The sequence below is a fragment of the Paenibacillus sp. AK002 genome, assembly GCF_053903045.1.
The window spans coordinates 807634-834214 of sequence record NZ_CP096377.1 but is presented as its reverse complement, the minus strand read 5'-3'; the positions used below and the strand labels follow the sequence as shown (position 1 = coordinate 834214).

Below are 26581 nucleotides of genomic sequence, written 5' to 3'. Positions count from 1 at the left end.
CCCCTTCCGTACATCCATTATAGCAAGCGGATTTTACAAATCCCAGCGGACGTTGGCGGAAGGCGGAGGGCTTATGATCTTCGCATGGTTCTTAATGACATCAAGAAGCCGTTACAAACCCGTGCGTTGTTTCGGCAGCAGCTCGTTCAGCAGCGCCTTCAAATTACGGTCTTCCGTATATCGCTCCTGCCCCATATCCAATTCATTCACGCGTATATACGTATAGCTTTCCGCGCCGTTCTCCGGTTTAAAGAGAAGTTCATCATGCGGGTCAGGCACCACCCGGTACTCCATTTCATGAAACATATCGAGCAGCTGCTCACCTGTAGGAGTCTCTCCCTTATCAACAAAAATCAATCCCCGCAGCTTCTTGGGGCCTTCTTTATGTCCGACTGTAAAATGAACGATGCATTCCATGCTCATCCATCTCCCTTCTTGGTTGTTATGTTATCGGTTCACATCCGTCTCATTCATGTTCTCCTGCCATCTCGGCCTTCATTCACGCCGGTTGCCGGTCTTAAGCAAATAAACGCCAAGATGAATCCCGGCGTTCCTAATCATTATGTCTATTCCATTCTACGATGAAACATGATGCTTAACTGTGACAAAAGTCACTTCCAGAAAGGTATTGATCTAAAACCTGCCCCTAGGCCGTATTGCGATTGGAGTCCCCGTTCACCTCTTCTTCGGGATCGCCTTCATGCCCCGCCAGCGGGCGGGTTATCGATGACGCAGCCTGGTCTTTCTGGTCTTCCTGCGCTTCAGCCTCCGGCTCCGCATTAAGATACTCGCTTTGAATCAGGCCAAAGTGTTCTCCGTAACGCGCTTCCAGCTGCTCGCCCATGTCCTGTTCCAACTGGAACAATACCATCTCTTGGGTAAAATGATGCAAGAGCAGCTCTGCCATGACCGGATGCTCCGTGATGACCGCTCCCGTATCATAGTCCCCGCCGCGCATCCCTAAGATGCACCATTGCCGATCGACGACAAACGAGAACTTCCGGCCGCCGGCCCTGCGCTCCGCAAGGTCGCTCCACCCGGGCCACGCCAAAGTTCTTGAGAGTCCCTGATCCGGACCGTCGCAAGCCCACAGCACCTTTACCCCTCTGGCCTCCGCTTCAGCCAGCGGCTCACGGAGCAGCGACGCTTCCTCGCGCCAGACGTCAACGACGATCTCCCGTTTCGCCCGCTTCAGTTCCCGTACAAGCACATCAAGCACCGCCTGATCGCCCTCCATGCTAAGGAAGGGAGCGGCCGTGCCGCTGCTCCGCGGCAGGCTCTTCTCAACAAAAGCGAGGGATGCCTCCACGCGCCCGGATATCATCCGCGTCAATTCCTCCGGCTTCAGCGAACGGTAACGGACAGGTTCCCCGTCCATTCGCTCAAGCGCTCCCTGCCGTTCCAGACGCTGCATGGCCGCATAGACGTTGGAACGCGAAGCGCCCAAACGTTTAGCTACCTCATACCCGCCTGCAGGCCCATGCTCGGCAAGGTCCACCATAATCTTCGACTCAATTTCAGTAAATCCCAAATTGCGCAAATGATGCAGCAATTGTTCCATAATATTAGTCCTCCCATAGATGCTCGAACGCTTGCTCTATCATTCACACTGTCCTTTATTCATCGCGCAAGGGCATGATCGTCCGAATCCCTATCTCTTAAATCTGTTCAGCTCCGCAGCGCGGACACCATTTCGAGCCTTTCGGCAGGTCGACGCTGCAAATTTGGCACTTCACCATGTCGCGGGTCGCTTCATCGTCTCCGACGTAGTCCTGGCTTTGATTATTTTCCTGCCAGAAACGAATGCGGCGGTCCAGCTCCAGCTGTCTCTCCCGCTCGCGCTCGAGCTCTTCCCAGTGACGGCGTTCCCTCTCCTGCTCCTCCTGCTCGAGGCGCAGCCGTTCCGGATCAACCTCCGGTTCAGACGACCGCTCGATGATCTCCTCGCGCTGGCGTTCCGGTTCAGGATCATACAGGTCGGGCTCGTACGGATCCGGATTCGGACGATAATCATAGGTCTGGACATCGTCCTGTTCCTCCTGGATTTCTTCAGCCGCCGCATATTCGCGTTTATCGAACATGCTCTTGCGCTCGGGCTCCCGCGGCTCATCCGGCGCCGACTCCTCAGGGTCCATCAAATTGGCAAGCTTGTTTCCGCAATACGGGCAGAAATTCGCGTCCAGCGCGACCACGCGTCCGCATTCGCAGACCCGTTCATTCTTGAGCACCGCGATGCGGTTCCGTATCGCTTCGATTTGCTCTTGCAATCCATCGCAGGTTTGCGCGAGCTCGACCATCTCCTTTTCCGCAATCGTCATATCCTGCTGACGGTAGCCCTCATAGAATACTTTACCCATCTGCAGGTAATACGAGTTCTTCTGCTGTTCGATTTCGGAAATTTGGCTGTTGAGCTTATTCACTTCGACCACGTGCTGCGCCTTTTCCGTTGCACGGTTAGCTCCATCCTTGAGCTTCTGTAAAATCTTCATTTATGAATCCTCCTCTTTCTCATATCCCGATTCACCGGCGGTCAGCCGGCACATTGTCATATCTCTTCATCAAGGTTATAAACGATTTGTAGCCAGCCATAAACCGGCTGCCCCATGTTTCTTTGCAGTTCGCAGATTTGCTCATGTATCATGAAATGATCCTCATCGTCCAGTATACTGCCGTCATGGTGATTCTATCATACCAAATTCCTTGCCCCATGTGAAAAAGGAAGCCCCTTCCAACTTCGCTTCTGATTCATCCGGGCCCCGAACGTGTATATGATTAGAAAAATGCATAGTAAGGGGCGGCGGCCGGCTTAAACCCCGTGTCCTATTCCGAGCAGCCTTGCGCTGCCGAAGTCTGGAGGGATTTATCATGACAAACGATAAAAAGACGTATTATGTTTCAGTCAATCACAACCTGATCCAGGATGTACCGAACGATACGAACGAATATGTCGTATATATGGATGATGAAGAGGTCTCGAAGCTGAGAGGGCTGCTCCATGAGGTCAGCAGCAGCGACCGGTATGCATTTAAACGGACGTTCGTCCCATATAAATCGGCAGATCATGACGATGCCGCCGAGGAATACGATGAACGGACGATTAATCTTTATATCTTTCTCCACGAACATGGGGATGAACGCACCCGCAAAACCATCGAGGATATGAACATCATCGGCAAGCTGAACGATACCGGCTACGATGATCCCGGTTATGAAGACTCGCCGCTGAATAAGTAATCCGAATGCTTCAGTCCAAAAACAAAGGAATCCCGGAGCGAGCCGCTCCGGGATTCCTTTGTTTAACTAGAACATCGCCCGGCCTTGCGCAGGTCCTGTTCTACTTTATAGATTCGCAAGCCGCGGTACAAGGATAAAAAGTCCCGTTTATCCTACGACTATTAGCACAGCTTACAGTTTAATGTTCGCTTCGTCGAAATACTCCTCCAGCGTCAGGCCGCTGTCGGCGATATCCGGTGCCAAATCCTTTCCTACGTAACGGATATGCCAAGGCTCGTATACATAGCCGGTAATATCCTCGGCCCCTTCCGGATAACGAATGATAAAGCCGAATTCCGGCGCGCGGCTCGCCAGCCACTGTCCTTCCTCCGTATGGCCGAACGTTTCCTCCAGCGCATTGCCCGCGCTTGGGCTGGATACGTCGATGGTCAGGCCGGTTTGATGCTCGCTCGTACCCGGCACAGCGCTTACGCGGTTAGCCTCGGCTTCCCCCTTGGTACGAACATTGTTCTCATATATGGTTTTTTGACGGGCATAAGAACGGTATCCCGATACGGCCCGAAGCTCGATGCCGTCCGCTTTGGCCGCATCGAACAATTCCTCGAGCGCATCCGCCGCTTCTTGTCTCAGGTGCCGTTTCTCGTGCGGCTCGTCAAAAGAAAACGGAACGTCCGGCTCCACAAGATCACTCGGCTCATAGCCATCCGGCAAGCTGCGCTGCTTGTTCACGACTACCGTCATGGCCTCCGCATTGGTCACGACCTGCTTGCCGCCGCTCTCCTGGATGGTGGCCTGGAGTGCATTCTCGCTGCGCTTTGCCATGACCGGATCCGCCGGCTGATTCTCAGCCCCCGTCTCCCCATTCTCCGATCCGCCTTCAGGAAGCGTGCTGCCTTCCTGACCCTCGGCCGGCGACTGCAATTCCTGCCCCTGTTCCTTGCCGGAGCCGGCATCGTCGGATTGGCATCCCGCCAGAATGGCTCCTGCTAACAGCAGGGATGACAGCATTACGCTTGTAAACCGGATTCCTCTTCCCGAAAATGCATTCATCTCTGCTACTTCCTTTCCCACAGTTTGTCCTGCCCCCATTGTACCTTATTCGGAATAAGCAGGACAAACGAGCCGCTGACGAATCATGACGGATTTACACCGTTTACGTCAGGTATTCGGCAGCTTGCCTCGATTTACGGCGCCGCTCTTATCGAATTCCATACCATTCTGCAATGGATGCCCAAGCTATGGCGAAGGCGGCTCCAAGCTGCGGCGCTTCTGGTCCGCTTGCTTGGCCGCCCCGCGAGCGATCAGGGCAAGCGCTTTGGACGCGCCGCGAACGCCCGGCAGCAAGCCTGTCCAGTCGCCGGCCGGGCCGAGCTGATCCGCCGGAGGCGGCGGCGACAGCTGCACCGCCAGCTCGCTAAGCTGCGGGCCGGGCCGGTGCAAGCGGCCCTCGGCCGCCGCTTCGGCCACCCATTCGCCCGGAGAAGGACCGGACGGTCCCTTCTCCTTCGCGCGGGCGGCCGACTCCGCGGCAGAGCTGCCTGCCGGCGGCGGGGCTGCTTTGGCCCAGGCGTGGAAGACGCCAGCCAGCAGCGCTTCCCGCGGCAGCCCCAGCAGCGTCAGCTGCTGGAGCGGCTCTGCCGCTAGGCGCCGGGATGCGGCAGCCAGCAAGGCTGCGGCATGCGCGCAAGCCGCTCGGCCGCATGTGCAGCGCGCTTCGGCGGCAAGCTCTCCGCCCCGCAGGGGGGATGGCGCCAGTTCATCCAGCCAAGGGGCGCACTGACCTGCAAGCAGGCGGTACAACGCCTGCGGGTCTTCCTCCAGATAAGCCAGAACCGCCTCGCGGGCGGCAGGATCCAGTTTCTCCACCTGAACGCTGACCTCATAAGTCTCCGGCGATTCGATGTCTCCATCCGCTATTCCCTTCAACCATCCCGGTTCGATCTCGAGTCTGAGCCCTTCGGCTAATCCCGCAGTTTCCATAGCCCGCACCTCCTTACATTCCATTCGCGTACCGGTACGCCTGGAAGGCATGATGCCATCCGCGGACCGGCATTTTCGGTTACATCCAATCCTGCTCCTGAAGCTCGATCAGCTGGCGGAGCTCGCCGTCCGACATCTCCGTCAGCCAGGTTTCGCCCGACCCGACCACCTGCTCGGACAACGCCTTCTTCTGTTCGATCAGCTCGTCGATCCTCTCCTCCAGCGTTCCCTGGGAAATCAGCTTGTGCACCTGCACGTTGCGGTTCTGCCCGATCCTGAATACGCGGTCCGTTGCCTGGTTCTCGACCGCCGGGTTCCACCATCGGTCATAATGGAGCACATGGTTCGCACGGGTCAAATTCAGGCCAACGCCCCCGGCTTTCAACGACAACACAAAGAACTCCGTCCCCTCGCCTGCCTGGAACGCCCGTACCATCTCATCCCGTTCGCGTTTTTGCACCCCTCCATGAAGGAAATACGGCTGTTTTCCGTATTTGCGTCCAAGCATGCTCACCAACAGCTCGCCCATGCCCACATACTGGGTAAAGATCAGCGCCGATTCTCCCACATCCGCGATGCTGTCCAGAATTTCGAGCATGCGCTCCATCTTGCCGGAGGACTCGGGACGCACAGCGCGTCCATCGTCGCGTCGAAGCAGCTGCGGATGATCGCATATCTGCTTCAGCTTGGTGAGGGATGAAAGCACAAACCCCTTGCGGGCCATGCCCGTCCGGCTCTCGATCTGTCCCATCATCTCGTCGACGACGGCTTGATACATCGCGCCTTGAACCTCGGTCAGCGGACAATACGATTTCAGTTCCAGCTTCTCCGGCAGATCCTTGCGGATGTCCGGATCGCTCTTGAGTCTGCGCAGCATGAATGGAGAAACCAGTTTGTGAAGCTCCCGGAATCTCTCCTGCTGCCCTTCCCCCGGCGCATAGCGCTGACGGAAGCTGTTAAACGATCCGAGATATCCCGGATTGAGAAAATGGAAGATCGACCACAGCTCCGCCAGACGGTTCTCCACCGGCGTCCCCGTCATCGCAATGCGGTGCGGCGCGGATAATTTCATGACGCTCTGCGCCTGCTTCGTACGATAATTTTTAATATACTGGGCTTCATCGAGCACCACGCTCGACCACTGGATCGCGGATAAGTCCCCGCCGTCTCTTCCGGCCAAGTGATACGTCGTCAGCACGATATCATGATCGGCCGCCTCCTGCAGGAAATCGTCTCCGCGCAGACGGCGAACGCCGTGGTGCACATGCAAGGTCAGATCCGGCGCAAATCGCTGAATCTCCCGCTGCCAGTTGCCCAGTAGCGAGGTCGGGCAAATGATCAGCACCGGGTCTCCCGCAGCTTCGGTATTGAGGCGCTCCAGCAGGCAAGTGATGACCTGCACCGTTTTTCCAAGCCCCATATCGTCGGCAAGGCAAACGCCAAAGCCCAAATCGCGCATCACGCTTAGCCACTGATATCCCCGCTCCTGATACGGCCTCAACTCTCCGTGAAGCGAGGAAGGGATCGGGCGGGACGGCAGCTTGCGCACCGTTTCCCCGTCCAGCAGGGAGGACAGCAGGCCCGTTGTCTCAACTTCTTCAATGAAGAGCCCCTTCCACAAGCGCTCTCCATCCATTTCGGCGCTCAGGTGCATCCATTCGGCCAGCTCCATCTCGCCCTTCTCATGGCGTTTCATGAAGCGCAGCACCTGATTGATCTCCTTCAAATCCACCTCGACCCATTCCCCGCGGAACTGGACGTAAGGCAGATTCTGCTCGGCCAAAAATTTCAATTCCTCTCGCGTCAGGGTATGGCCGCCCATCGCTGCGGATATTTGGAAGCTGACCAGATGCTCCATTCCGAGCACCGGCGTCGACTGTGCTTCGCCTGACGATCTTGCATCCGGCATCATTTTGAGGGATAAGCCGACGCGGCGGCGTCCTTCCCTGCTCCAGCGGGACGGCATTTGAACCGTAACGCCGCTCGCCGTTAATCTCGGAACCGATTCCTTCATGAACGTCGACAACCGCTCAAGCAGAAGGGTAACGCTCTCCGGAGCGCGCCCATACAAGCCTGCCGCCAGCTCGGGAGCCAGCGCTGCGGCTTCTCCCAGCCTCATGAGCAGCTGCAGCTGGGCCCCAGCATACATCCGTCCGCGCAGCAGCTGATCGGATTCCGGACTTCCCCATACGCTGCGGACCGGCATCAATAAGCCTTCATCCTCCTGGCTTCGCGCCCAGAAGGTTACCTTCCAGTCCTTCCGGCTCTCTTCCAGCGGCGGTTCGAGCCGCAGCCCAAGGGCAAGGGTTCCGTTCTCAGGAGGCTGATCCTCCCCGCCGGCGTAAGGGAACACGGTCCCCCCGACCCGTTCTACGGCTTCCTCCAGCTCGCCCACTTCCTCCACCGTTCCTTGAATGGGAATATCCCGACTGACCGTCAACAGACTGTTCCACCACAGCTCGGTAAGCGGGGATTGTCCCCGCCGGTAGTTCGCCAGATAGGCCCTCAGCTTGTCCTCCGATTCGCGGACGGCAGCCCTGGCTTGACTGTCGATCACGCCGCACAGGAAAGAATACAGCACAATCGCCCCCGCTTCCTCCCGCGTGGAAGGATCGGTTCCGGCAAGCGCTGCAGGCGTCCCGATGGCAATAGGAGGAATATTCGCCGCCAGCTGCAGAAAACGGGCCGTATCCTCGGTATTCAACTGCGGTTTCCATACCGCTTTTATCGTGTGCATCGACGTTTTGCGCCTTCCGGCGGAAGGATCCTCCGCCGTCCCTGGTGCAATCTTCCCCTGCAATAACAGCTCCAATGCGAATCTGCTCGCTTGCACCCAATATTCCATTTCTTCGCCGACGGCCAAACCCTGAGCTTGGGTATGCTCGGGATCCAGCGAAACCAGCATGGAGAATGCGTCTCCCGGTGTCAGCGCAAGCCCTTCCATCGTCCGTCCGCCAAGCGTCTTCCGTTCCGGGCGCCGCGCGCTTTTCGATCCGAGGACTTTGGCCGGATATCTGAGCTCGGCAAGCCGGAGGGAAGCGTTAGCGAAGGGACGGGTTCCATCCGGTTTGCGAAAGGTTCGGACCACTCTGCTCCATGCATCCACTCGGGGCTCCGAAACCTCACCGGAAAAACAAAAGAATACGTCACCTAACCATACGCCATAGAGCGGTTGATTCATCGTTGTCTCCCGTCTTTTCCTGCTTTATAGATATTATTACTATCTTATACGATAGCAACCTAATTTCAAAACGATACGGATTACGGCCAGCGCCAAAATAACGTCAACCTTTATCATACCATGTATTTACTATTTCGTTATGATCTATGTATTGCATATCGAATTCTTCTATATATAGAGTAATGAAAAATCCTTGTTCTTATGCAGTCTCCCGTTCATTCTTGCCGCCCAAATTTTCGAAGCCTGCATTTTTTATGCGACCCTTCCGCTGATCCGGCGTATGTAGATCATACATTAAGAGTTCGGGAGGTCTTGCATTTATGAGTTTTGTTGGCTTTGGTATTTTCGGGATTGCGACTTTATTGCTGGTATTGTTCTTCTTTCTTCTTCACATTGCCGTCTGCGTATGGGGTTATAACGATGCCCGGCGGAAAGGGCGCAGTCCCGAGTTCGCGATTCTTGTTGTGCTGGGTTTATTGTTCTTCCCTGTCGTGGGTCTTATTATTTACCTGCTGATCCGCAATAATTATTAGCCTCCACAACAAAAAGACGGTGCAGGTTCGTCCTGCACCGTCTTTTTTTGACGTCCATAATCATTCGGATGGCACTCGTGCCGACCTCGCGATTACTTCGCCTTCAAGCTCTCCCATGATTTCTGAATGCCTTCGAACAATTGGTTCTTGTCCACATTGCCAGCAACATAACCCTGCATCTGGCTGCCGAATTCATTCATGCCGCCATCAGGGAATTTGTTGAACTCCCAGCTGAGCGCTTTGTTTTCTTTACTGTATTTCACGACATCGTTACCCAAATCGCCAAGCGTCTCGCTATTCGCCTCGATGCTGGTCAGCGCCGGGATGAACTTGAACTCTTCTGTAATATAACGTTTACCGGTCTCCGAAGTAACGAGCCAGTTCAGGAATTCCTTGGCTTCATCCTTCACCTTGGATTTGTTGTTCACGACCCAGTTGTTTGGCACACCGATCGGAAGCTTGTCGTTCTCTTCGGCGTTGTCATTGATCGGCATTGGCAGAAGGCCAATGTTCAGATCCGGATTGATGCCGTCGATTTGCACTTGCGTCCAGTTCCCGTTCTGGGTCATGGCTGCTTCACCGCTGGCAAAGGTCGTGATTTCCGTGTTGTAATCGGTCGTCAGCGGGTTCTTCTGGCCGTATTGGACGGTGAGGTCGAACAGTCGCATCCATTCATCGAACTTCGCGTTGCCTACCAGCTTCTCCGTGCCTTCATTCATTCCTTTGACGAATGCATCGGGGTCTTCCTGATGGGCGAACGGAATGTTCAGCAAGTGGTTGGCCAAAATCCAGGTTTCCTGATATCCGTTCACGAAAGGCGTAATCCCAGCCGCTTGCAGCTTTTTGGCAGCTTCCTCAAGCTCCGTGATCGTCTTAGGAAGTTCGGTGATTCCCGCTTGCTCAAACAAATCTTTGTTATAAATGAATCCGTAGCCCTCGATGGTCATCGGTTGTCCATACAGTTTACCGTCTTTTGTCATCGGTTCTTTGGCAACGTCAACAACGTCCTTCACCCATGGCTGGTCCGAGAGATCCTCGACATTCTCAAACCATGTCTCCAGATCGCGGTACCCGCCGACGTTGAAAATGTCGGGCTCATCGCCGGAAGCGAACTTCGCCTTCAGCGCCGCACCATAATCGGAGCCGCCGCCAACCGTTTGAATATCCAGTTTGATGCCCGGATGCTCTTTTTCATACTCGGCCTTCAGTTTGTTCAAAGCCTCGGCGATTTCGACTTTAAATTGAAAAATCTTAATCGTTTTCGTTCCGCCCTCGGCACCGCCTTCAGCGCCTTGGCCGTCCTCATTGTTGCCGCCGCAGGCTGCAAGCAGCGTGGAGAAAGCCAATACCATGACCAGGAGCAGCTTACCGTATTTCTTCATTGTAAAACCTCCCTTTTTTTCTATACCAAGTGTGTCCAGCATTCGTTGATAGCGTTTACTTTTTCAGTATAATCAACCTATTTTCGTTAAATCAGGTATTATATTGATCTTTGAGGGGGAAGGAATTGACCGTTTGGTTATTATCCCTTCACCGCTCCTTGCGTAATTCCCTCAATGATGTACTTCTGCATGGCCAGGAAGAACAGAATGACTGGCATGATCCCCAGCACCAGCGCCGGGAGGGCCAAGTCCCACTGCTTGGTATACTGCCCAAAAAAGGCAAAAGTAGCAATTGGAATCGTCCGAAGCTCGGCAGACTGCAGAATCAGGGATGGCAGCAGGTAGTCATTCCATATCCACAAGGTGTTCAGGATGATCACCGTCACGAACATCGGCTTCATCAGCGGGAAAACCACCCGGAAGAATACGCCGTACCCGCTGGAGCCATCCACGGTTGCGGCTTCCTCGATCTCCATCGGGATCGATTTCACGAAGCCATGGAACAGGAATACGCTCAGCGGAACCCCGAAGCCCAGGTAACAGATAATCAGTCCGTACAAGCTGTTGTTAATGCCGAGCGTTGCCGTTACTTTCACGAGCGGAATCATGATCGATTGGAACGGAATGACCATCGCCGCCACAAACAGCGCAAACATGATTTGGTTAAAACGCGTGTTGCGGCGAACCATCTGGTAAGCGGTCATGGCGCTTAACATCGCCAGCAGCAGGTTGCTCGCCACCGTAACGACCAGCGAATTCCAGAACGCCTTCGGGAAGTTGGTAATGTCCCACGCCCGTGAATAGTTGCTCCATTCGAACGTGGTCGGAAGCCCCGCCGAATCGGTTAACAGCTCGCCGAAGGTTTTGACGGAGTTCACGAACAGGAAGTAGAACGGAACCAGGAAGAGCAATGCCAAGATGACCATGATGATCTCGGTGGCCATGGTGTTCAGCCGGTATTTTCTTGTAGTCTCCATTAGGCTTCAACCTCCTTGCTCTTCGTGAATCGGACTTGCAGGCTTGTGATGATGGCAACCACGATGAAGAATATGACCGCCTTCGCCGTTCCGAGTCCGAGACGGTTATTCGTATAGGCCTCGTTGTAAATATTCATGGCCACCGACTCGGTCGAGCCGAACGGGCCGCCTTTGGTCAGGGATAGGTTCAAGTCAAACATTTTGAATGACCAGGAAATCGCCAGGAACAAACATACCGTAACCGCCGGCATGACAAGCGGGATGATAATGGACCGCAGTACCTGCCCTCTGCTTGCCCCGTCGATTTCGGCAGCCTCCAGAATATCCTTTGGCACATTGTTAAGCGAGGAGATATAGATGACCATCAGGTACCCCGCCGTCTGCCATACGAAAACGATTACAATTGCCCAAAAGGCAGTTCCCTTTGTGCCGAGCCAAGGCAGGTTAAAGAATCCAAGGTTCGTGGCATTGCCGATCGCCGCAAACCCTTTGACAAAGATAAACTGCCAGATGAAACCGAGCAGCAGGCCGCCGATGACGTTTGGCATGAAGAAGATCGTCCGCAGCACGTTGCGTGTCTTCAAAGGCTTTGTCAAAAAGTACGCCAGAATAAATCCTAGAAGATTCGTAAGGATGACGCCAAGCACCGTAAACCGGGTCGTAAACCAGAAAGCATCCCGGAATTTATCATCGTTGGTAAAGATGGTAACAAAATTATCAAAGCCGACAAAGTCGATTTTGCTTGACACGCCATTCCAGTTCGTGAAGGAATAATAAAGACCCAGGAGGAACGGAATGATCATGATGAGGATGAAAAATATGGTGGACGGCCCCACGAAAAGAAACTGCTGCAGCAGCGCCGAAGATTTTTTTCGATTCATCCCTTGATCTCCCCTTTTCGTTAAGTTGTTGTATGATGTACAGCTATTATGCGGTAACCTGTAAACAATAAACACGGAGAATCATGAACCGTTAGGTGTAAAATATTGACCATACGCGCTTATGCCCATTCGATAATTCCGAGGTGATCCTTCATGAAATATCGCAGCATCCAGACCCGGCTGATCACGTTTATGCTCGCCGTCACGACCATTCCGCTCCTGCTCTCGTTAATCATCACGTTTACGCATACCCGCGAGTCCGTGAAGGAGCAGACGGTGAACGAAAATGTACGGCTGATCTATCAAGGAGCGACCAATCTGATGAACTATCTGCGCGGCATCGACCGCGCGTCGCTGTCCGTTTATTCGGATCCCCATTTTTTGCGCAACCTTGCCCTGGATCCCGATAACCACCGGGTCGTAGCCGAGCTGTATGCCACCTTGCAGGCCATCCAAACGGGCACGCAGGACGTTCACCAGATTTATCTGCACAATCAATTGACGGGACAATCCACCCAGATATCCAGCAATCTGCCAAGAAGGGAATTCCGGCAGGCTCCGTACCGCAAAATAGAAGAGTTCGGCGAAGGCAATACAGCCATCGAGCCCGTCCATCAGGTGCATAGTTACGGGTTCCCTCCGCGGCCCGCGGACATCCTGGATTTTGAGGTGATCACCTTCTACCGATCCATCACAAACGTGCCTGCGCCGGACCAATATGCCCTCATGGCCATTGACGTGAAACTCGACAGTATCTTGGCCATATGCGATCAGCTTTATGCTAAAGGGGAAGAGGCGCTATACTTGATTGATAGCAGCGGCAGCATCATATACGGTCCGGATCCGCAGCAGAGAGGTCAAGCACTGGACGATCCTGAGCTTATGGACGTCATCGCTCAAGCGGAAAGAGGATATTATGACGGCGAGGATGCGATGATTGTCTATGAGAAGCTCGATTTGCCTTACGCACCCTGGACGCTCGTAAAACAAATTCCGCACCAAACGCTGTACAAACATTCGACGGAATTAACGAGCATTAACGCGATTATTGCGATATTGGCGCTATTCATTGTCATATTCGGCACATTATGGATATCGATTCGAATCACAAAACCCATTAAACAGCTCACAACCTATATGAATCAGGTGAAAACCGGGCGGCTCGACGTGAATATCGACGTGACAAGCCCGGATGAGATCGGCATTCTGTCCCGACGCTTCCGAACGATGATGGATACCATCAACAACCTGATCCTGCGCGAGTATCGGCTGGAAATCGCCAATAAAACCAACCAACTGAAGGCGCTCCAGGCCCAGATCGATCCGCATTTTCTGTACAATACGCTCCAGTCCATCGGCACCTTGGCCCTGCAGCACAACGTGCCGAGGATTTATTCCTTGCTCTCTTCGCTGGCGAATATGATGCGCTACAATATGCGTAACAGCGAGGGCAAAGTGACGCTTCAGGATGAGATCAACCATGTGCGGCTGTACCTTGAACTGCAGAAACAGCGGTTCCGCGATCAGCTGGAAATCATCTGGGATGTGGATCCGGAGAGCCTCACGGCCCCGGTTCCGAAGATGATCCTGCAGCCGATCGTTGAGAATTATTTCAAGCATGGCATGAACACGCACGCCGGCGTCGGCCGCATCTCCATCTCCACCCGCATCGCGGAGGATGGCCGCTTAATCGTTGTCATTGAGAATAACGGGGCTTCCATCGAGGAGGCAGAGCTTGCCTCGATCCGCGGCAAACTTGAGACGGCCTTTCATCATCCTGACCGAAACGATGCCGGCGAAGATTCCATCGGGCTGTTGAACGTATTCATGAGGTTGAACCTGTACTCCAACAATCATGCTGAATTAACCATAGAGAATGCAGAGCCCCACGGCGTCAAGGTTACGCTCGATATCAAACCACGGGAGAGTGAACACTAGAATGAGAGTATTGATCGTAGATGACGAGCAGCACGTTCGGGAAGCTATAGGGCTTCTGGCAGACTGGGAACGGCATGGCATAACGGAGATCGACCAGGCCGCCGACGGCGAGGAAGCGGTACGGCTTATCGAGGAGAAGAAGCCGCAGATTGTCATGACCGACATGCGGATGCCCCGCAAAAACGGACTTGAGCTGCTGACCTGGCTGCATGCCACGAAACCGGATATTAAAGTGCTTGTCATCAGCGGATACGATGATTTTGAATATGTGCGCCATACCATCCGTTCGGGAGGCATCGATTATATTCTCAAGCCCGTGGATCCGGACAGCTTGAACGAGGCGCTGGCCAAAGCGGTTGAAACCTGGCGGCTTGAGGAAGAGAAACGGCGGCATATGACCAATCAAAATATTGAAATGAATCAGATGACCCCATTCTATATGGACCGCCTGCTCTCGGATCTTGTGAACGGTTACGGCAGCAGGGAAAGCGTCGTCTCTCAATTGCGGAAACGGATGACGCTGCCCGAAACCGGCATGGCTTGCAACGTTGCCGTGCTCCGCGATGATCAATTTGACGAAGCTTTGCTGTCCAAATTCCGCAATAGGCGGCATCTGCTGAGCTTCACCCTCATCAACATTTGCAATGAGCTGTTGAAGGATCGCGGAGTAGCCTTCCGACATATCGACAAGCCCGGAGAAATCATCCTGCTCTGTTGGAATCCACGTCTTCCCTTTAACGACCTGCTGGATCGAATCAATGACGGGTTCTTCTCCACCCTTCGCAGGCGGGGCCATTTCGGCGCCGCCGAAGCGGGCGCTTTTCCCCATGATTTGCCCAAGGCATATTCGACTGCAGTCCAAGCCCTGTGCAGCCGTAATTTATTGACCGGCAAGTCCCACATCCATCGTGAGCGCGCCGTCGAAAGCGAGGGCTCGCGCACCCTGCGCCTCTCCTCCTACGAGGAGGAATTCAAGCTGGCTGCACTCAGCGGGAGCAAGGAGCGCATCGAGGCGGCCACGGAAGAGTGGCTGCAGGAGGTTCGCGAGAGGGATCTTGTGTCGCCGGAGCATCTGATGAGGTGGAATTCGGAATGGGACTGGATTCAGTATCATTGGACGGAAAATGAAGTGAAGAGCACGCAGGAGCCCGTCGAGGACGCTGAAATTTCGCAGGACCTTCCCTCTGCGCTCCCTTACAGCGAGGATGGCATGATTTGCTGGGACCGCTGGCGCGAACAGATCAGTGGTAGACTCTACGCGGCATCCCGGGTCCTTACCCAGATCCATTCGAAGGACAATCACATCATTCATGACATAGCCCAATATTTGGAACAGCACTATCATGATGAGATTTCGCTGCAGCAGATCGCAGGCAAGTTCTTTCTTAGCAGGGAGTACATTTCCCGTAAATTCAAGCAGGAATTCGGCGTGACGTTATCGGATTTCCTCGGGCGGATTCGAATCGAGAAAGCCAAAACGCTGCTGCTCAATCCCCAAATTCGGATTGCCCAGATCGCGGAGATGGTCGGTTACCAGGACGAGAAATATTTTAGCAAAGTGTTCAAGAAGATGGAGGGTTTCACGCCGAACGAATATCGCAAGAAGCATATGAATTAAGAAGACTAGAACCCCCTTCTTTTAGCTGCTGGCTCGATATCCAAACTTTTGGGTATATTCTATATAGTCCAGACTGATTTCAGGAGGAGATTGTATGTACCGTACGAACCCGTACCGCTGGTGGAATCTGCTGTTCTTCCTCGGGGTTATCACCGTGAACGTGTTATCGGGCATGCTGCCGCTGGGCGGCAGAACGACCGGGGAGATATCGGATATGTATTATACGGCGATCACTCCCGCTGGGTATGCCTTTTCCATATGGTCCGTCATCTATGTGCTGCTGCTCTTTTTTGTCATCTACCAGCTGCGCCGCGATTCCGGAAACCGGGATTCCGTCAAATCCATCGGTCCATGGTTTATTCTCAGCTGCGTATTCAATATGGCATGGCTTGTACTATGGCACTATTTGTATATTGAATGGTCTGTCGTTGTGATGTTATTGCTGCTGCTGACCCTATGGGTTCTATATGTGCGCACGCATGCGATAGACTATCCGACGAACGGCGAGAGATTCTGCCTGAAGCTGCCGTTCAGCCTATATATCGGCTGGGTGTGCCCTGCCTTTATCGTCAATGTCGGGATCGTGTTCCAGAAGAATGGCTGGAGCCTCTTCGGGCTGCGCGAGTCCGCTTTGGGTATCGCCCTGCTCTGCGTAGGCGCTTTGCTCGCCATCCTGATCGGACTGCGATACCGGGACGGCATCGTACCGCTGGTCTTCACCTGGGCTTACATCGCCATCGCCGCCGAGCATCGGGAGACCGACAGTATTTTAATGACCGCCTTCGTGCTCTCGATCGTCTTGTTTGTATTTGCCATATGGCTCTTCTTCACGCGCAACCGGAGACGATCCCGGTATTAAAGCGCGGATTCATCGGCTCGTCCTTCAGAATCTTCATCGAAAGGATTTAGAACAAGCAAAAGGAGCTTTGCCGACGCAGGCAAAGCTCCTTGTACGTTCATGTCGTTTAATTCTTAACGGCTATAACCTCGATCTCTACCAATCCGTCCTTCGGCAGACGAGCAACCTCCACGGCACTGCGCGCAGGATACGGCTCGGAGAAGAAACTGCCGTACACTTCGTTCACCGCCGCGAAATCGTTCATATCCTTCAGGAATACCGTGGTTTTAACCACTTGATCCAGGCTTGTCCCGGCAGCTTCGAGAATTGCCTTGACATTGCTGAGCGAAAGCTTCGCTTGTTCCTGAACCCCTTCACCGAATTCTCCTGTTTCCGGATTCAATCCCAGCTGGCCTGAAGTATATACGAATCCGTTGATTTCTACAGCTTGGCTGTATGGTCCGATGGCTCCCGGGGCTTTGTCGGTCGATATGATATGTTTACTCATGATATATCACCCTTTCTATGTATTCCTATCTGTGTACATTGTAATCCGCTGCGGGTTCTCTGGCAAATTTAATCAGCGGCCTCGCCTAGAACATGCATCACTTCATTGGTATACATGATGGCCTTTTATATCCGTTAGACCGATGTTCACCATCGACCTGGCGACCTTCTGCGCCGGAATGGCCCGGTATGGGGCAAGCTTCGGACCCCTGAAGGCAAAGTCGAGGGAAGTCATCAGAAGCGAAGCCGCCCGCTCCCCAAGCCGCCGTTCGGTTCTATCCCCCAGCAATAATGACGGCCTGAACAGATGCAGTCCCCGGAAACCGATTCCGGCCAATCGCTCTTCAACCTCTCCCTTGGTGCGAAGATAGAAATTGCGCACCTTCGGATTGGCACCTACGGAGCTGACCGCCATAAATTGCCTCACCCCGTTCTGCTTGGCCAGCTCTGCCGTCTTGATGACATAGTCCACATCCACCTTACGGAACTGCTGCTGGGACCCCGCTTTCCTGATCGTGGTCCCCAGACAGCAGTACACGCTATGGACGCCGGAAAAAGCGTCGCCGTATCGTTCCAGCTGATCCCACTCCACCAGGATGGGCAGCAGCTTGGGATGTGTGACATCCGGGAGTCTTCGCACCAGCACGCGAACCTCGTCAAGCTCCCCGCGGCCCAGCAGCTCGTCGGTCACCGAACGCCCCACAAGCCCCGTGGCCCCGACTACGAGTGCAACCATTCCCAACGAAACCCCTCCTTTTCGTTCATCATATGAAATATCCATGACATGAAAGACATCGGCTGTCTGCCGTTCTTCTATGCGGTACGAAGCACTCTCCGCCCCACCGTCAAAGCAATCAACACCATCAGCACGCCCACCGCTGTTTGAAAACCATATCGGGAGATCCAGTCGGGCGCATGTGCAATCCCTTTGAATATGAGACCGCCCAGCATGGGTCCGAGAAAAGAAGCAAACCCCGTGATGGAGGAGTATACGGCAATGAACATCGGCCGTTCGCTTTTCGGCGTATCTCCGATCATGAAGTTAAAGGCAAGCTGGTTAAAGCCGCCTACGCCGGCACCAAGCAGCATATGCGATAACAGCAGCACCGGGATCACGGGCAGGACGGACAGCAAGCCCCATGTCAAGCACGACCCCGCAATCAGCGGCAATGTCCAATAGAGCAAGGTTCTGTTGCTGAAACGCGCATTCAAATTCCCCCATACGTAGAAGCCGATCATCATGATCACGGTCTGCGCAACGGTCATGATGGATACGATCGAATACGAAATATGCAGAACGTCCAGCATGGCGTACGAGTAGAGCGGAACAATCAACGTCTGCAGAAAGAGCCAGCCAGCCAGAAACAGCGTAGATTTGATAAACGTGGTATCCGACAGCGGCTTGCGGATCATCGCCCTAAACTGACGCTCGCTCGAATGCTCGAAGGGAGGATCAGGATACAAGAAGAACATGGATAAGTTCGCAGCGATGGCAATCCAAGAAATCATAAACAGAATCAGGAAGCCCCCGCCGCCGGGGTAACGGTCCAGGATGATCCCGCCAACAAACAGGGTCAGGGCTCCGAGCGCATTCAGGATGGTATTGCGTATGCCGAAATAACGTCCCCGCACTTTGGCCGGCACCATGTCGCTTATCAGCGAGGTCCACAGCATGCCGGATACGGTATTGGCAATAAAGGCGCCCATATAAAGGATCATAAACACCGGAACCCACCATCGTTCCGGGAAAATAAACGGGATCAGGCCCGTAGCCCCCCACAATATGCGGTGCATAAAGGTAAACACAATCATTGCTTTCTTGCGGTACTGCAAGCGCTGGATTAGGTACGCAACCAGAATCTGAAGCACGTTGAACAGCGTGGTGACGGCCAGAACAAAACCAACCTCACTGGATTCCGCGCCTAAGTACAATAAGTACCCTGTCAAGAAGGGACCGCCCAGCAGCGTCTGCAAAATGATCGCCGGAACCCCTTCCCATGTGGCCGTCATCAAATGTTTGCGTTGATGCGAAACCTGTTTGCGCGGCTTGTGAATAACCTGGACAGCCTTGATGTTGATACACTCCTTCGATGTCTTCAAATGGGCTGATCAAACTTCCTTTTGACCTCATTCTACACCGCATCGGACCCAAGTCAATATGACTTTTGAAATATAAAACTCACATGAATTTCTCATTGCATATTAGCTGGACAGCCAGGCTTAAAGAGTCAAAAAAAAGAGCGCAAATCAGGCTCGATTTGCACTCTTTCTCCATGCGGTTATGAAACTGGCCAGCGGTTTCCATTCCCTGCCGAGCCAGCCGGAGGACTCGGAAGATTCCTCCGCCATGAGGCCCGCAGCGGGCGCTGCCGCCTGCTGACTGTCCGTGACAGGGAGAATCTCCTCGTTCGTCATCTCGTAGTATCCCAAATGATAGGTGCTGACCATATCTCCGTGTAAGGTAAACACCTTGCCGTCACGAATATCGATCACCTTGCCGGTCACAACACGGGATTCCAACATGATTCGTACTGCCTCCCTTATCGTCTTGTGGACTAGTCGCGGTATCTTGCACTCCAATCCGTATATTCGCGCTCTGCCGCATCCTTCGTATGCCCGTAGCGTTCCTGCAGCTTGCCAACCAATTTATCTTTCTCGCCGTCGATCACATCAAGATCGTCATCCGTCAATTTGCCCCATTGCTTCTTCGCTTCACCCTTCATCTGCTTCCATTTCCCTTTAAATACGTTGCTATCCATAAGTATCAGCTCCTCTTAGCGTAATGGATGATGAATTGTATCATTGCCTGTACTTGTGTATACCCGCCAGGAGTTTCTCTGAATCCTGGCAAACGATGACAACGGGGAGTTCCGCTCTCGAACCATACCTCAAGCGCCGCATGTAAAAAGCTGCCGCCGTGGACTTCAATCATCCGTGGCAGCAGCTTGGATTGTACAGAGATATCCATTTTCATAGCATAAGGGAGAAATTAAACTTCCCTATCAGCCTTTCAGTTTGATGACGGCTCCCTCCCTTTCCCTCTCCCTCTCCTTATCCTTCTCCTCCTCTTTATCCTCGCCAACCAGCTCTCTGGCGGAGGCTTTGAATTCGGACAATGTGCGGCCCACCGCCCGGCCGAGCTCGGGCAGCTTGGAAGGTCCGAACAGAATGAGCACGACAATCAAGATCATCATCAATCCGACAAAACCGACATTTTGGAACATAGAACCCAACTCCTTTAATATGTGATGGTAACGGTTCATGTTGAAAGCCAGCGGCCATTCGATCCACCGCTGCGAACGAGAACAACTTACTTTTTCTTTTCCTTATTCGGGTATACGGCTACGGCCTCAATCTCAATCAACCAATCGGCATTCACAAGACCGGCAACTCCCACGGTGGAACGCGCAGGCTTAACCGGATTCTCCTTCGTATTAAAGAATTGGGCGTATGCGTCAAACCAGCCGGTATAATCAAAGGTCCCGTTCTTCGCTGCATCCGGGGTCAGGTACACTCTCAAATAGACGACATCCTTCATCGTCAATCCCTGCTCCTTCAGCTGCTTCTCGATTTCCTTCAGGATGCCGATCCCCTGGGTTTTCGTATCCCCATAGCGTTCATACACCGTTTTGCCGTCCTTGTTCAACAATGGCGGAACCGTTCCGCTCGTATAGAGATAAGAGGAACCCTCCGGCACGACTACCCCGCTGGAGATCGAGGATGTAGGACTGCCGTAAAATTTGGGGGCCGGCAAAGCTTTGGCCGGCTTCTTATGGGCAGAAGCACCGTCGGCATATGCGGTTACGCTTACGGCACTGAACAGCATGGCGAGTGCCAGGAACGTCTTCAGTTTATTTTTCATGGATTATGGACTCCCTTCTCCATTATGATTTCATGACGCGTTGATGGATATCGGTTACGACCTCGCGGGCGGATTCGATGGCACCTGCCTGCCAGGCCGTAATGTAGCTGATATGCTCCCCTGCCAGGTAAATGCGGTTATCCGGCTTGCAGAGGGTCGGGTAGTAGGTTTTCCTATCATTGGCGGAATAGGATACCCAGCCTCCCTCCTGGTATTTGGTCTTCTTCCAGTCGATCGAGAAGGAGGCCTCAAACTCCTTCGGATACTGCGGATGGATCTTGGCCCCCTGCGTCAATGCCAGTTTCTCGCGCTCGGCATACGACATGCTGCCGAGTTTATCGGCGATGCCCCCGTACGCATAATAGCCGAGCAGGATCCCCTTCTTCCCGAAATAGTCTGTCGGCGGATAGTAGATTTGCGTAATGTCCATATTCGTCAAGCTGCTGCCGCCGTACAGATACTCGTCCTCTTCCCAGAAACGGCGCTTGAACTGCAAACCGATTTTACCTGCGGAGGCGTAGCCCACGCTGCCGATGGCTTTGGACATCTCCGGCGAGAAGTCGGCGGGGATCTTCTTCAGTACCGTCAGCGGTATGGTGCAGATGCAGTAATCGCCGCGGAGTTCCTGCTCTCTGCCGGAATGGCCGTCCACATACACAATCCGCACGCCGGAGGAGGACTGGCGAATTTCCTTCACCTCGGCCCGGTACTTGATTCGGCTGCCTACCCGTTTCTCGAATGCCTTGATGATGGCGTCCATGCCGCCTACGGGGTGAAACATCATCATCTGCTGGTCGTAACCGTATTCGTTGCTGAAATATTTGCCGAAGCCGGAATTGATGATGGCCTTTAAATCGAACGGATCGCGGAGCACGCCGGCATCCAGGCGGCTTCCCGGTTCATCCTTATACCCGCCGCGCTCCGATCCCTTGTAGAACAGGTCCGGATTCAGATCGCCTTCGGCCTTCAAATAATCCACCAGCTTCAGCTTCTCTTCCGCCGTCAGCGGCAGATCCAGCGCATTTTGATTCACGGCCTTGGCCAGCATCTCGGCCACGTAACCGCGTACGTCGGCTTTGGCTGCACGCTTGGGGACGCGCTGTCCGGACAAAGCCCCCACATTCTCGTTATAGTAATAGCCGCTCTCGTTCACGTTGTTGAAGGGCTCGATGGCTACGCCAAACTTCTTGCAATAATCCAGCGTGACGTGAAACTGGGGAATCCGCATCGGGCCTGCATTGAAATACAGTCCGTTATCAAAACGGGAAGTCTGACGGCCGGATCCGATCTCCGACACGGAGGTTCCTTTGCGTATCGTCCAGTTACGCCCGCCGGCAAAGCTTTTTGCCTCCAATATCGTGCAGTCGTAACCTGCCAGACCAAGCTCATACGCTGCCGTCAGGCCCGCGATCCCTGCGCCGAGAATAACGATCTTCTTGCCGCCCCGGCCGCTGAGATGCAGATCATTCTTTCCGGGTGGAGTATATTCCGCGGCTTTCAACGTTTCCGGCGTAAGGAGCCCCATCGTACCCATCAAGCTGAAGACGGCGACAGATCCGCCCACCTTGCCAACGGTCGTCAGAAATTGTCTCCGGGTCATCTCTTTTGGTTGTTCTTTTGTAGCCACCCTCGTTCACTCCTTCGCTAGTTTGGGATTGGATTGGATTCATGAGCCGATCTTAGCAGAGAAAACAAGGTTTGACTTAAAATATGTAAGAATTCCTAACATAGTTTTTTTATTTTTGAAAAATGATTGCTTTTTCACCTTCTTTTTCATAAAATCATGTCATAAATCCTTCCAAAGGGAATGGTTCCACCCAAATTATTACCGTTTTATCTTCTTTGGTTTTAATCCCAAGCCATTAACAAAAGCTCAGGGTTAACAATACTTACATAGGAGGTAAAGAGCATGGAGAGTAAGGTGATGAGTATTGGGGTTGTTTGCGAACTGACCGGATTGACGGAAAGGCAAATCCGGTATTACGAGGAACGCAAGCTCATATTTCCGGAGCGTACGAAGGGAGGGAACCGAAGATATTCTTTTGAGGATGTGAAGAGCATTCAGGAAATCCATCAAAAAATGCAGGAGGGATTTAATACGTTTGAACTGAAGGAATTGAATAAGTCGAAAAAGCAGCGCTGCACGCCTATCTTCCGATGATAACAAAGGAGTGACGAAGTCTATGGAGTTCAAGAATACCATGACGCTGCTCGAGCACATCGCCGAACTTAGAAAGCGAATCCTTCTTGTAGCCGCCGTCTTTCTCCTAAGCATGGCGGCAGGCCTATTCGCCGCACCCTATGTGTTATCCATGTTAAAGCATCATTCGCCGGCCTTTCAGGTAACCTGGAACGTATTCTCGCCCTGGGACGGACTCCGCATCTACATGAGCATCAGCATCGTATTGTCTCTGCTTCCTACCTTGCCGTTCGCCCTGCACCAAATCTGGCTGTTTGTCAATCAGGGACTGAACGGCCGCGAGCAGAAAGCGGCCCTTCGGTTGGTCCCCTTCTCCGCGTTATGTTTTCTCATAGGGGTCGCGTTTGCGTACTTTGTCGTTTTTCCGATGAGCCTCGCTTTTACGACGGGAATCAACAGTCAGATGGACCTCGTCGAGACGTACGGCGTCGCCCAGTACTTCGGTTTCATGTTCAATATCATCATCCCGCTGTCTCTTGCCTTCGAGCTGCCTGTCATCGTCCTGTTTCTGACGCGAATAGGAATATTAAGCCCGGCTCTCCTGCATACCATGAGGCGCTACGCCTACGTCGTTCTGGTTATCGTTGCGGCGCTGATCTCGCCGCCTGACCTCGTATCCCACCTCATGGTTGCCGTCCCGCTCATCGGTCTGTATGAAATCAGCACATGGCTGGCAGGCTGGATGCATCGCAAGAGAGAGCATGCAGAGCATGAAGAAGGTACGGAAATCGATACGGCTCACCAGATGATCTGATATCCTTGTTTTTTCCATGTCCACAAAAAAAGAGGCCGTATACCTGCATAGGTACGGCCTCTTACCTATTCATCAAAGAATCCGTGCAGCTGCGTTCCTTGGCTGGTCCCCCGCTAACGGATCGTAATGACCTTCTTCTCCGCTTTCATGTATTTCACGAACATGCCCGCATAATCGGGATCCCACTGGGTTCCCCTACCGGCTTCCAATATGCTCAATGCATCCGAAGATTTCATGCCGCTGCGGTACGGCCGATCCGACGTCATGGCATCATAGGCATCGGCCACCGCAATAATCCTGCCGAACAGCGGAATTTCCTTTCCCTTCAGCCCGTCAGGATATCCGCCTCCGTCATAGCGCTCATGGTGGGAGCGCACCCCCTCCAGGTAAGGAGCCATCGCATCGGCAGGCTCGATTTGCAGCAGAATGTTCTCCCCTTGCGCCGGATGAGCCTTTACCTGATCGAACTCCTCTGCCGTCAGTTTCCCTTCCTTCAGCAAAATGTTGTCCCTGACCCCGATCTTGCCGATATCATGCAGCAATGCCGTCTTATGCAAAAGATCAACCTGTTCTTCGCTTAGTCCGGCCAGACGGCCGATCAACACCGAATATTCCGCTACCCGAAGCGAATGGCCGGCCGTGTAAGGATCTCTGGCATCCAGCGCCGCTGCCAAAGCGGCAAAATAACTGTCCAGCAGCTTGCGATTCCGTTCCTCGCGCACCTGCAGCCCGCGGACCATCATATTAAAACCCGCGATCAAATTGGAAAATTCATCGGAATAGAGATTGGAAGTCTGAATCAGACGCCCCTCCTTGATCTCATTCATCGCCCGGTACAGCTGACGAATGGGACGCTGCAAATCCTGGGTCAAGAGCCAGGCGCCGATATAAGCAAATCCGACCCCAAGCAGCAGTATAAATCCGGCCCAGCCCCAATACTGCTGGGCTACAATCTGACTAAGCCCCTCCAACCGGATCTGCACGGCCAAACTGAACAGAAATAGCGGAAAGGTGCCGATCAGCATCGTGCTTAGCAGAAATTTCGTCCGAATCGCCATGAACACATGGCCCTCAAGAGAGAAATCCACGCCATAACGCGACAGCGCCTGCCGCCGAACTTCCTTGATCAAAGGGCGAACGGCGGCTATGGTCAGGAAGAATTCGATCATGGCGTGACAGCTGGCCAGCAGGACCGCCCCCAGACAAGCCAGCCAGATATAGAACGGCGGGAAATTCAGCTTCCCCTGCTCCATCATCCAAACGGTAAGCAGAATGGCCGGAAGCGACAAACCGAGCAGATGCGGTCCGAATATGCGATATACCGCCAAACGCGGCATGCGGTGAATGCTCAAATACGCTTTTTCCAACGTTTCCAAATCCGTATGGCCCTCATCAAATCCCGCGTGAATCGGCCGTAAATGGCGAAGAAAGACCGTCAGCTCCGAGGCGACCATCACCATGAACGAAACGGCCAATATGAGCACTAGACGCACGCCTTCCCGGGTGGGAATCTCCAGGGTCGTTACCATTAATACGCCACCCACAACAAGCACAGCTGCAATGGACCCGATCATATAGTTCCGGATTAGCTGTTTAAGAAAAGACTTATACAGTTGCATGGAACGCCTACTTTCATTAACGGATAATAAATATCGGCAAGGCATATGCAATCCGAACATATTCGACATGATGCTACAAGTTTAAGAGCTCGGCAGCAGAATTCACAAGAAAAAACTGTTAATATGAATATCGTAGGATTTCAGGAAAAAATCAAGCGTTTTTGCATATCATTCTAATATTCGTTTGAATATCTTTGCTTATTACACGCAGTTGTGCTATAATTATTAATTGTTACACGAAGTTTAACCCCGTAAGTTCCTCGAAACATGGTTATTTACATCTCTGTTGAAGTGCAAATTCCTATTTTATGACCCTAAAAGTATGAGTTTTATGGAACGGTTTTCTGATTCACACTGGAGCGGTCATCGGAGCCGCAAGGACGAAAGAGAGGCAGGGCTTTTGTCGTTTTAGAAGCAAAGATTCTTGAAGAAACTTCAAATACGGAACCGACTGTGCAGCCGTAAAGGCGCCAGGGGTTAAATTTTATAAGCGCTATTAAGCGCACAATGAAGGACTCGGCCTTTGCCGGGTCCTTTTTCCATGGATGCGCCGCCATTTCGATTGTACGAATCCCAAAAGACCAGTGACAGCCGCCTAAACGGCTGCATATGATACCGGAGACGATCAGTATTCGGAAGGAGCGTGCAGTTTTGAAGAAAAAGAAAAAAAACTCGTCAACATCTTCTAACCAACCCTTCAGAGTTGACCCTAGTACCAGGGAACTCGACCTGTTGGGGCGGGGTAATGGACGCAGTCCTGAAAAAGAAAAAGAAACCGAAACAGAACAAGATAAAGAAGCCCGCATTCTTTCAACATTACCCCTCGCGGATCCGGAAGAGGATCTCATCGGCATTTTCGAGTTAAGGCAGCAAGAAAGAGAAGAAGTCATCAAGCCCGTAATATCAGACGAAGCTATTTCTTTATCGACAGAGGTTACTGCATTTTCTGATACCGTGACAGTAAATTCCGACTCCGCCGCGGCAGCATCTGACTCCACAGCATCATCTTCTACAGATTCCGTGACACTGTCTTCTGCAGATTCTTCCATAACACTGTCCTCTGACGATTTGACGCTA

At 53.1% G+C, this 26581-nt stretch carries 25 protein-coding genes and 1 pseudogene; 7 read left to right on the top strand and 19 right to left on the bottom strand.

What is annotated here, in order from left to right; all coding sequences use genetic code 11:
- Positions 1–111: 111 nt before the first annotated feature.
- From M1D70_RS03600 to M1D70_RS03590, 3 genes are all read right to left on the bottom strand, one after another.
- Complete coding sequence (locus tag M1D70_RS03600; RefSeq protein WP_009593441.1) at positions 112–423, bottom strand: hypothetical protein; 312 nt, start codon at positions 421–423, stop codon at positions 112–114.
- Between the two features lie 223 nt (positions 424–646).
- Positions 647–1561: a TrmB family transcriptional regulator gene (locus tag M1D70_RS03595; protein ID WP_456289148.1), complete on the bottom strand. Its 915-nt coding sequence runs from the start codon at positions 1559–1561 to the stop codon at positions 647–649.
- Between the two features lie 97 nt (positions 1562–1658).
- On the bottom strand, positions 1659–2489 hold the full coding sequence (locus tag M1D70_RS03590) for a zinc ribbon domain-containing protein (RefSeq protein ID WP_456289147.1): 831 nt from the start codon (positions 2487–2489) through the stop codon (positions 1659–1661).
- Positions 2490–2865: 376 nt separating this feature from the next.
- On the opposite strand from M1D70_RS03590, the gene M1D70_RS03585 reads away from it, so the two are divergent.
- Positions 2866–3234 carry a hypothetical protein gene (locus M1D70_RS03585; protein ID WP_009592836.1) on the top strand — a complete coding sequence of 123 codons (369 nt, stop codon included), beginning with the start codon at positions 2866–2868 and terminating at the stop codon, positions 3232–3234.
- 171 nt (positions 3235–3405) lie between these two features.
- Here M1D70_RS03585 and M1D70_RS03580 read toward each other — a convergent pair whose 3' ends face one another.
- The 3 genes from M1D70_RS03580 to M1D70_RS03570 all read right to left on the bottom strand — a co-directional run bounded on the left by M1D70_RS03580 (position 3406) and on the right by M1D70_RS03570 (position 8395).
- Complete coding sequence (locus M1D70_RS03580) at positions 3406–4284, bottom strand: M15 family metallopeptidase (protein WP_456289146.1); 879 nt, start codon at positions 4282–4284, stop codon at positions 3406–3408.
- 186 nt (positions 4285–4470) lie between these two features.
- Complete coding sequence (locus M1D70_RS03575; protein WP_456289145.1) at positions 4471–5214, bottom strand: hypothetical protein; 744 nt, start codon at positions 5212–5214, stop codon at positions 4471–4473.
- 79 nt (positions 5215–5293) lie between these two features.
- Positions 5294–8395, bottom strand: coding sequence for a DEAD/DEAH box helicase (locus M1D70_RS03570; protein ID WP_456289144.1), 3102 nt, complete (start codon positions 8393–8395; stop codon positions 5294–5296).
- 320 nt (positions 8396–8715) lie between these two features.
- Here M1D70_RS03570 and M1D70_RS03565 point away from each other — a divergent pair, with 320 nt between their 5' ends.
- The gene (locus M1D70_RS03565) at positions 8716–8928 is read left to right on the top strand and encodes a PLDc N-terminal domain-containing protein (RefSeq protein WP_009593047.1); all 213 of its coding nucleotides are present in this window, start codon (positions 8716–8718) and stop codon (positions 8926–8928) included.
- Positions 8929–9020: 92 nt separating this feature from the next.
- Here M1D70_RS03565 and M1D70_RS03560 read toward each other — a convergent pair whose 3' ends face one another.
- The 3 genes from M1D70_RS03560 to M1D70_RS03550 all read right to left on the bottom strand — a co-directional run bounded on the left by M1D70_RS03560 (position 9021) and on the right by M1D70_RS03550 (position 12168).
- Positions 9021–10310 (bottom strand): ABC transporter substrate-binding protein, encoded by a 1290-nt coding sequence (locus tag M1D70_RS03560; RefSeq protein WP_009593050.1) that lies wholly within the window; start codon positions 10308–10310, stop codon positions 9021–9023.
- Positions 10311–10450: 140 nt separating this feature from the next.
- Complete coding sequence (locus M1D70_RS03555; protein WP_119850127.1) at positions 10451–11287, bottom strand: carbohydrate ABC transporter permease; 837 nt, start codon at positions 11285–11287, stop codon at positions 10451–10453.
- Entirely contained in the window at positions 11287–12168 is an 882-nt protein-coding gene (locus M1D70_RS03550) for a carbohydrate ABC transporter permease (RefSeq protein ID WP_009593034.1), read from the bottom strand. The genes M1D70_RS03555 and M1D70_RS03550 overlap by 1 nt, the downstream gene beginning before the upstream one ends.
- Before the next feature lie 153 nt (positions 12169–12321).
- Here M1D70_RS03550 and M1D70_RS03545 point away from each other — a divergent pair, with 153 nt between their 5' ends.
- The 3 genes from M1D70_RS03545 to M1D70_RS03535 all read left to right on the top strand — a co-directional run bounded on the left by M1D70_RS03545 (position 12322) and on the right by M1D70_RS03535 (position 16583).
- A complete protein-coding gene (locus M1D70_RS03545; RefSeq protein ID WP_456289143.1) occupies positions 12322–14106 on the top strand; it encodes a histidine kinase in 1785 nt (594 codons plus the stop codon).
- Between the two features lies 1 nt (position 14107).
- Positions 14108–15724 carry a response regulator transcription factor gene (locus M1D70_RS03540; RefSeq protein ID WP_456289142.1) on the top strand — a complete coding sequence of 539 codons (1617 nt, stop codon included), beginning with the start codon at positions 14108–14110 and terminating at the stop codon, positions 15722–15724.
- A 94-nt stretch (positions 15725–15818) separates the two neighbouring features.
- The gene (locus tag M1D70_RS03535; protein ID WP_433938313.1) at positions 15819–16583 is read left to right on the top strand and encodes a tryptophan-rich sensory protein; all 765 of its coding nucleotides are present in this window, start codon (positions 15819–15821) and stop codon (positions 16581–16583) included.
- A 106-nt stretch (positions 16584–16689) separates the two neighbouring features.
- On the opposite strand, the gene M1D70_RS03530 is transcribed toward M1D70_RS03535, so the two are convergent.
- From M1D70_RS03530 to M1D70_RS03495, 8 genes and pseudogenes are all read right to left on the bottom strand, one after another.
- A complete protein-coding gene (locus M1D70_RS03530) occupies positions 16690–17070 on the bottom strand; it encodes a RidA family protein (protein ID WP_009593048.1) in 381 nt (126 codons plus the stop codon).
- 68 nt (positions 17071–17138) lie between these two features.
- Positions 17139–17811: pseudogene (locus tag M1D70_RS03525) on the bottom strand (NAD(P)H-binding protein).
- Positions 17812–17882: 71 nt separating this feature from the next.
- On the bottom strand, positions 17883–19169 hold the full coding sequence (locus tag M1D70_RS03520; protein ID WP_456289141.1) for an MFS transporter: 1287 nt from the start codon (positions 19167–19169) through the stop codon (positions 17883–17885).
- 147 nt (positions 19170–19316) lie between these two features.
- Positions 19317–19592, bottom strand: a complete 276-nt coding sequence (locus M1D70_RS03515; protein WP_009593039.1) for a hypothetical protein — start codon at positions 19590–19592, stop codon at positions 19317–19319.
- Positions 19593–19624: 32 nt separating this feature from the next.
- A complete protein-coding gene (locus tag M1D70_RS03510) occupies positions 19625–19828 on the bottom strand; it encodes a CsbD family protein (protein ID WP_009593042.1) in 204 nt (67 codons plus the stop codon).
- Between the two features lie 243 nt (positions 19829–20071).
- Entirely contained in the window at positions 20072–20293 is a 222-nt protein-coding gene (locus M1D70_RS03505; RefSeq protein WP_036664551.1) for a twin-arginine translocase TatA/TatE family subunit, read from the bottom strand.
- An 86-nt stretch (positions 20294–20379) separates the two neighbouring features.
- On the bottom strand, positions 20380–20931 hold the full coding sequence (locus M1D70_RS03500; RefSeq protein ID WP_009593031.1) for a RidA family protein: 552 nt from the start codon (positions 20929–20931) through the stop codon (positions 20380–20382).
- 22 nt (positions 20932–20953) lie between these two features.
- Positions 20954–22558, bottom strand: coding sequence for a flavin monoamine oxidase family protein (locus tag M1D70_RS03495; RefSeq protein WP_456289140.1), 1605 nt, complete (start codon positions 22556–22558; stop codon positions 20954–20956).
- 282 nt (positions 22559–22840) lie between these two features.
- On the opposite strand from M1D70_RS03495, the gene M1D70_RS03490 reads away from it, so the two are divergent.
- Positions 22841–23092, top strand: coding sequence for a MerR family transcriptional regulator (locus tag M1D70_RS03490; protein ID WP_012818886.1), 252 nt, complete (start codon positions 22841–22843; stop codon positions 23090–23092).
- 22 nt (positions 23093–23114) lie between these two features.
- The gene (tatC, locus tag M1D70_RS03485) at positions 23115–23885 is read left to right on the top strand and encodes a twin-arginine translocase subunit TatC (RefSeq protein WP_456289139.1); all 771 of its coding nucleotides are present in this window, start codon (positions 23115–23117) and stop codon (positions 23883–23885) included.
- Positions 23886–23998: 113 nt separating this feature from the next.
- Here tatC and M1D70_RS03480 read toward each other — a convergent pair whose 3' ends face one another.
- Together M1D70_RS03480 and M1D70_RS03475 are read right to left on the bottom strand one after the other, a co-directional pair.
- On the bottom strand, positions 23999–25504 hold the full coding sequence (locus M1D70_RS03480) for an HD domain-containing phosphohydrolase (protein ID WP_433938307.1): 1506 nt from the start codon (positions 25502–25504) through the stop codon (positions 23999–24001).
- Positions 25505–25833: 329 nt separating this feature from the next.
- Positions 25834–26553, bottom strand: a complete 720-nt coding sequence (locus M1D70_RS03475; protein WP_433938306.1) for a hypothetical protein — start codon at positions 26551–26553, stop codon at positions 25834–25836.
- Positions 26554–26581 lie beyond the last annotated feature (28 nt).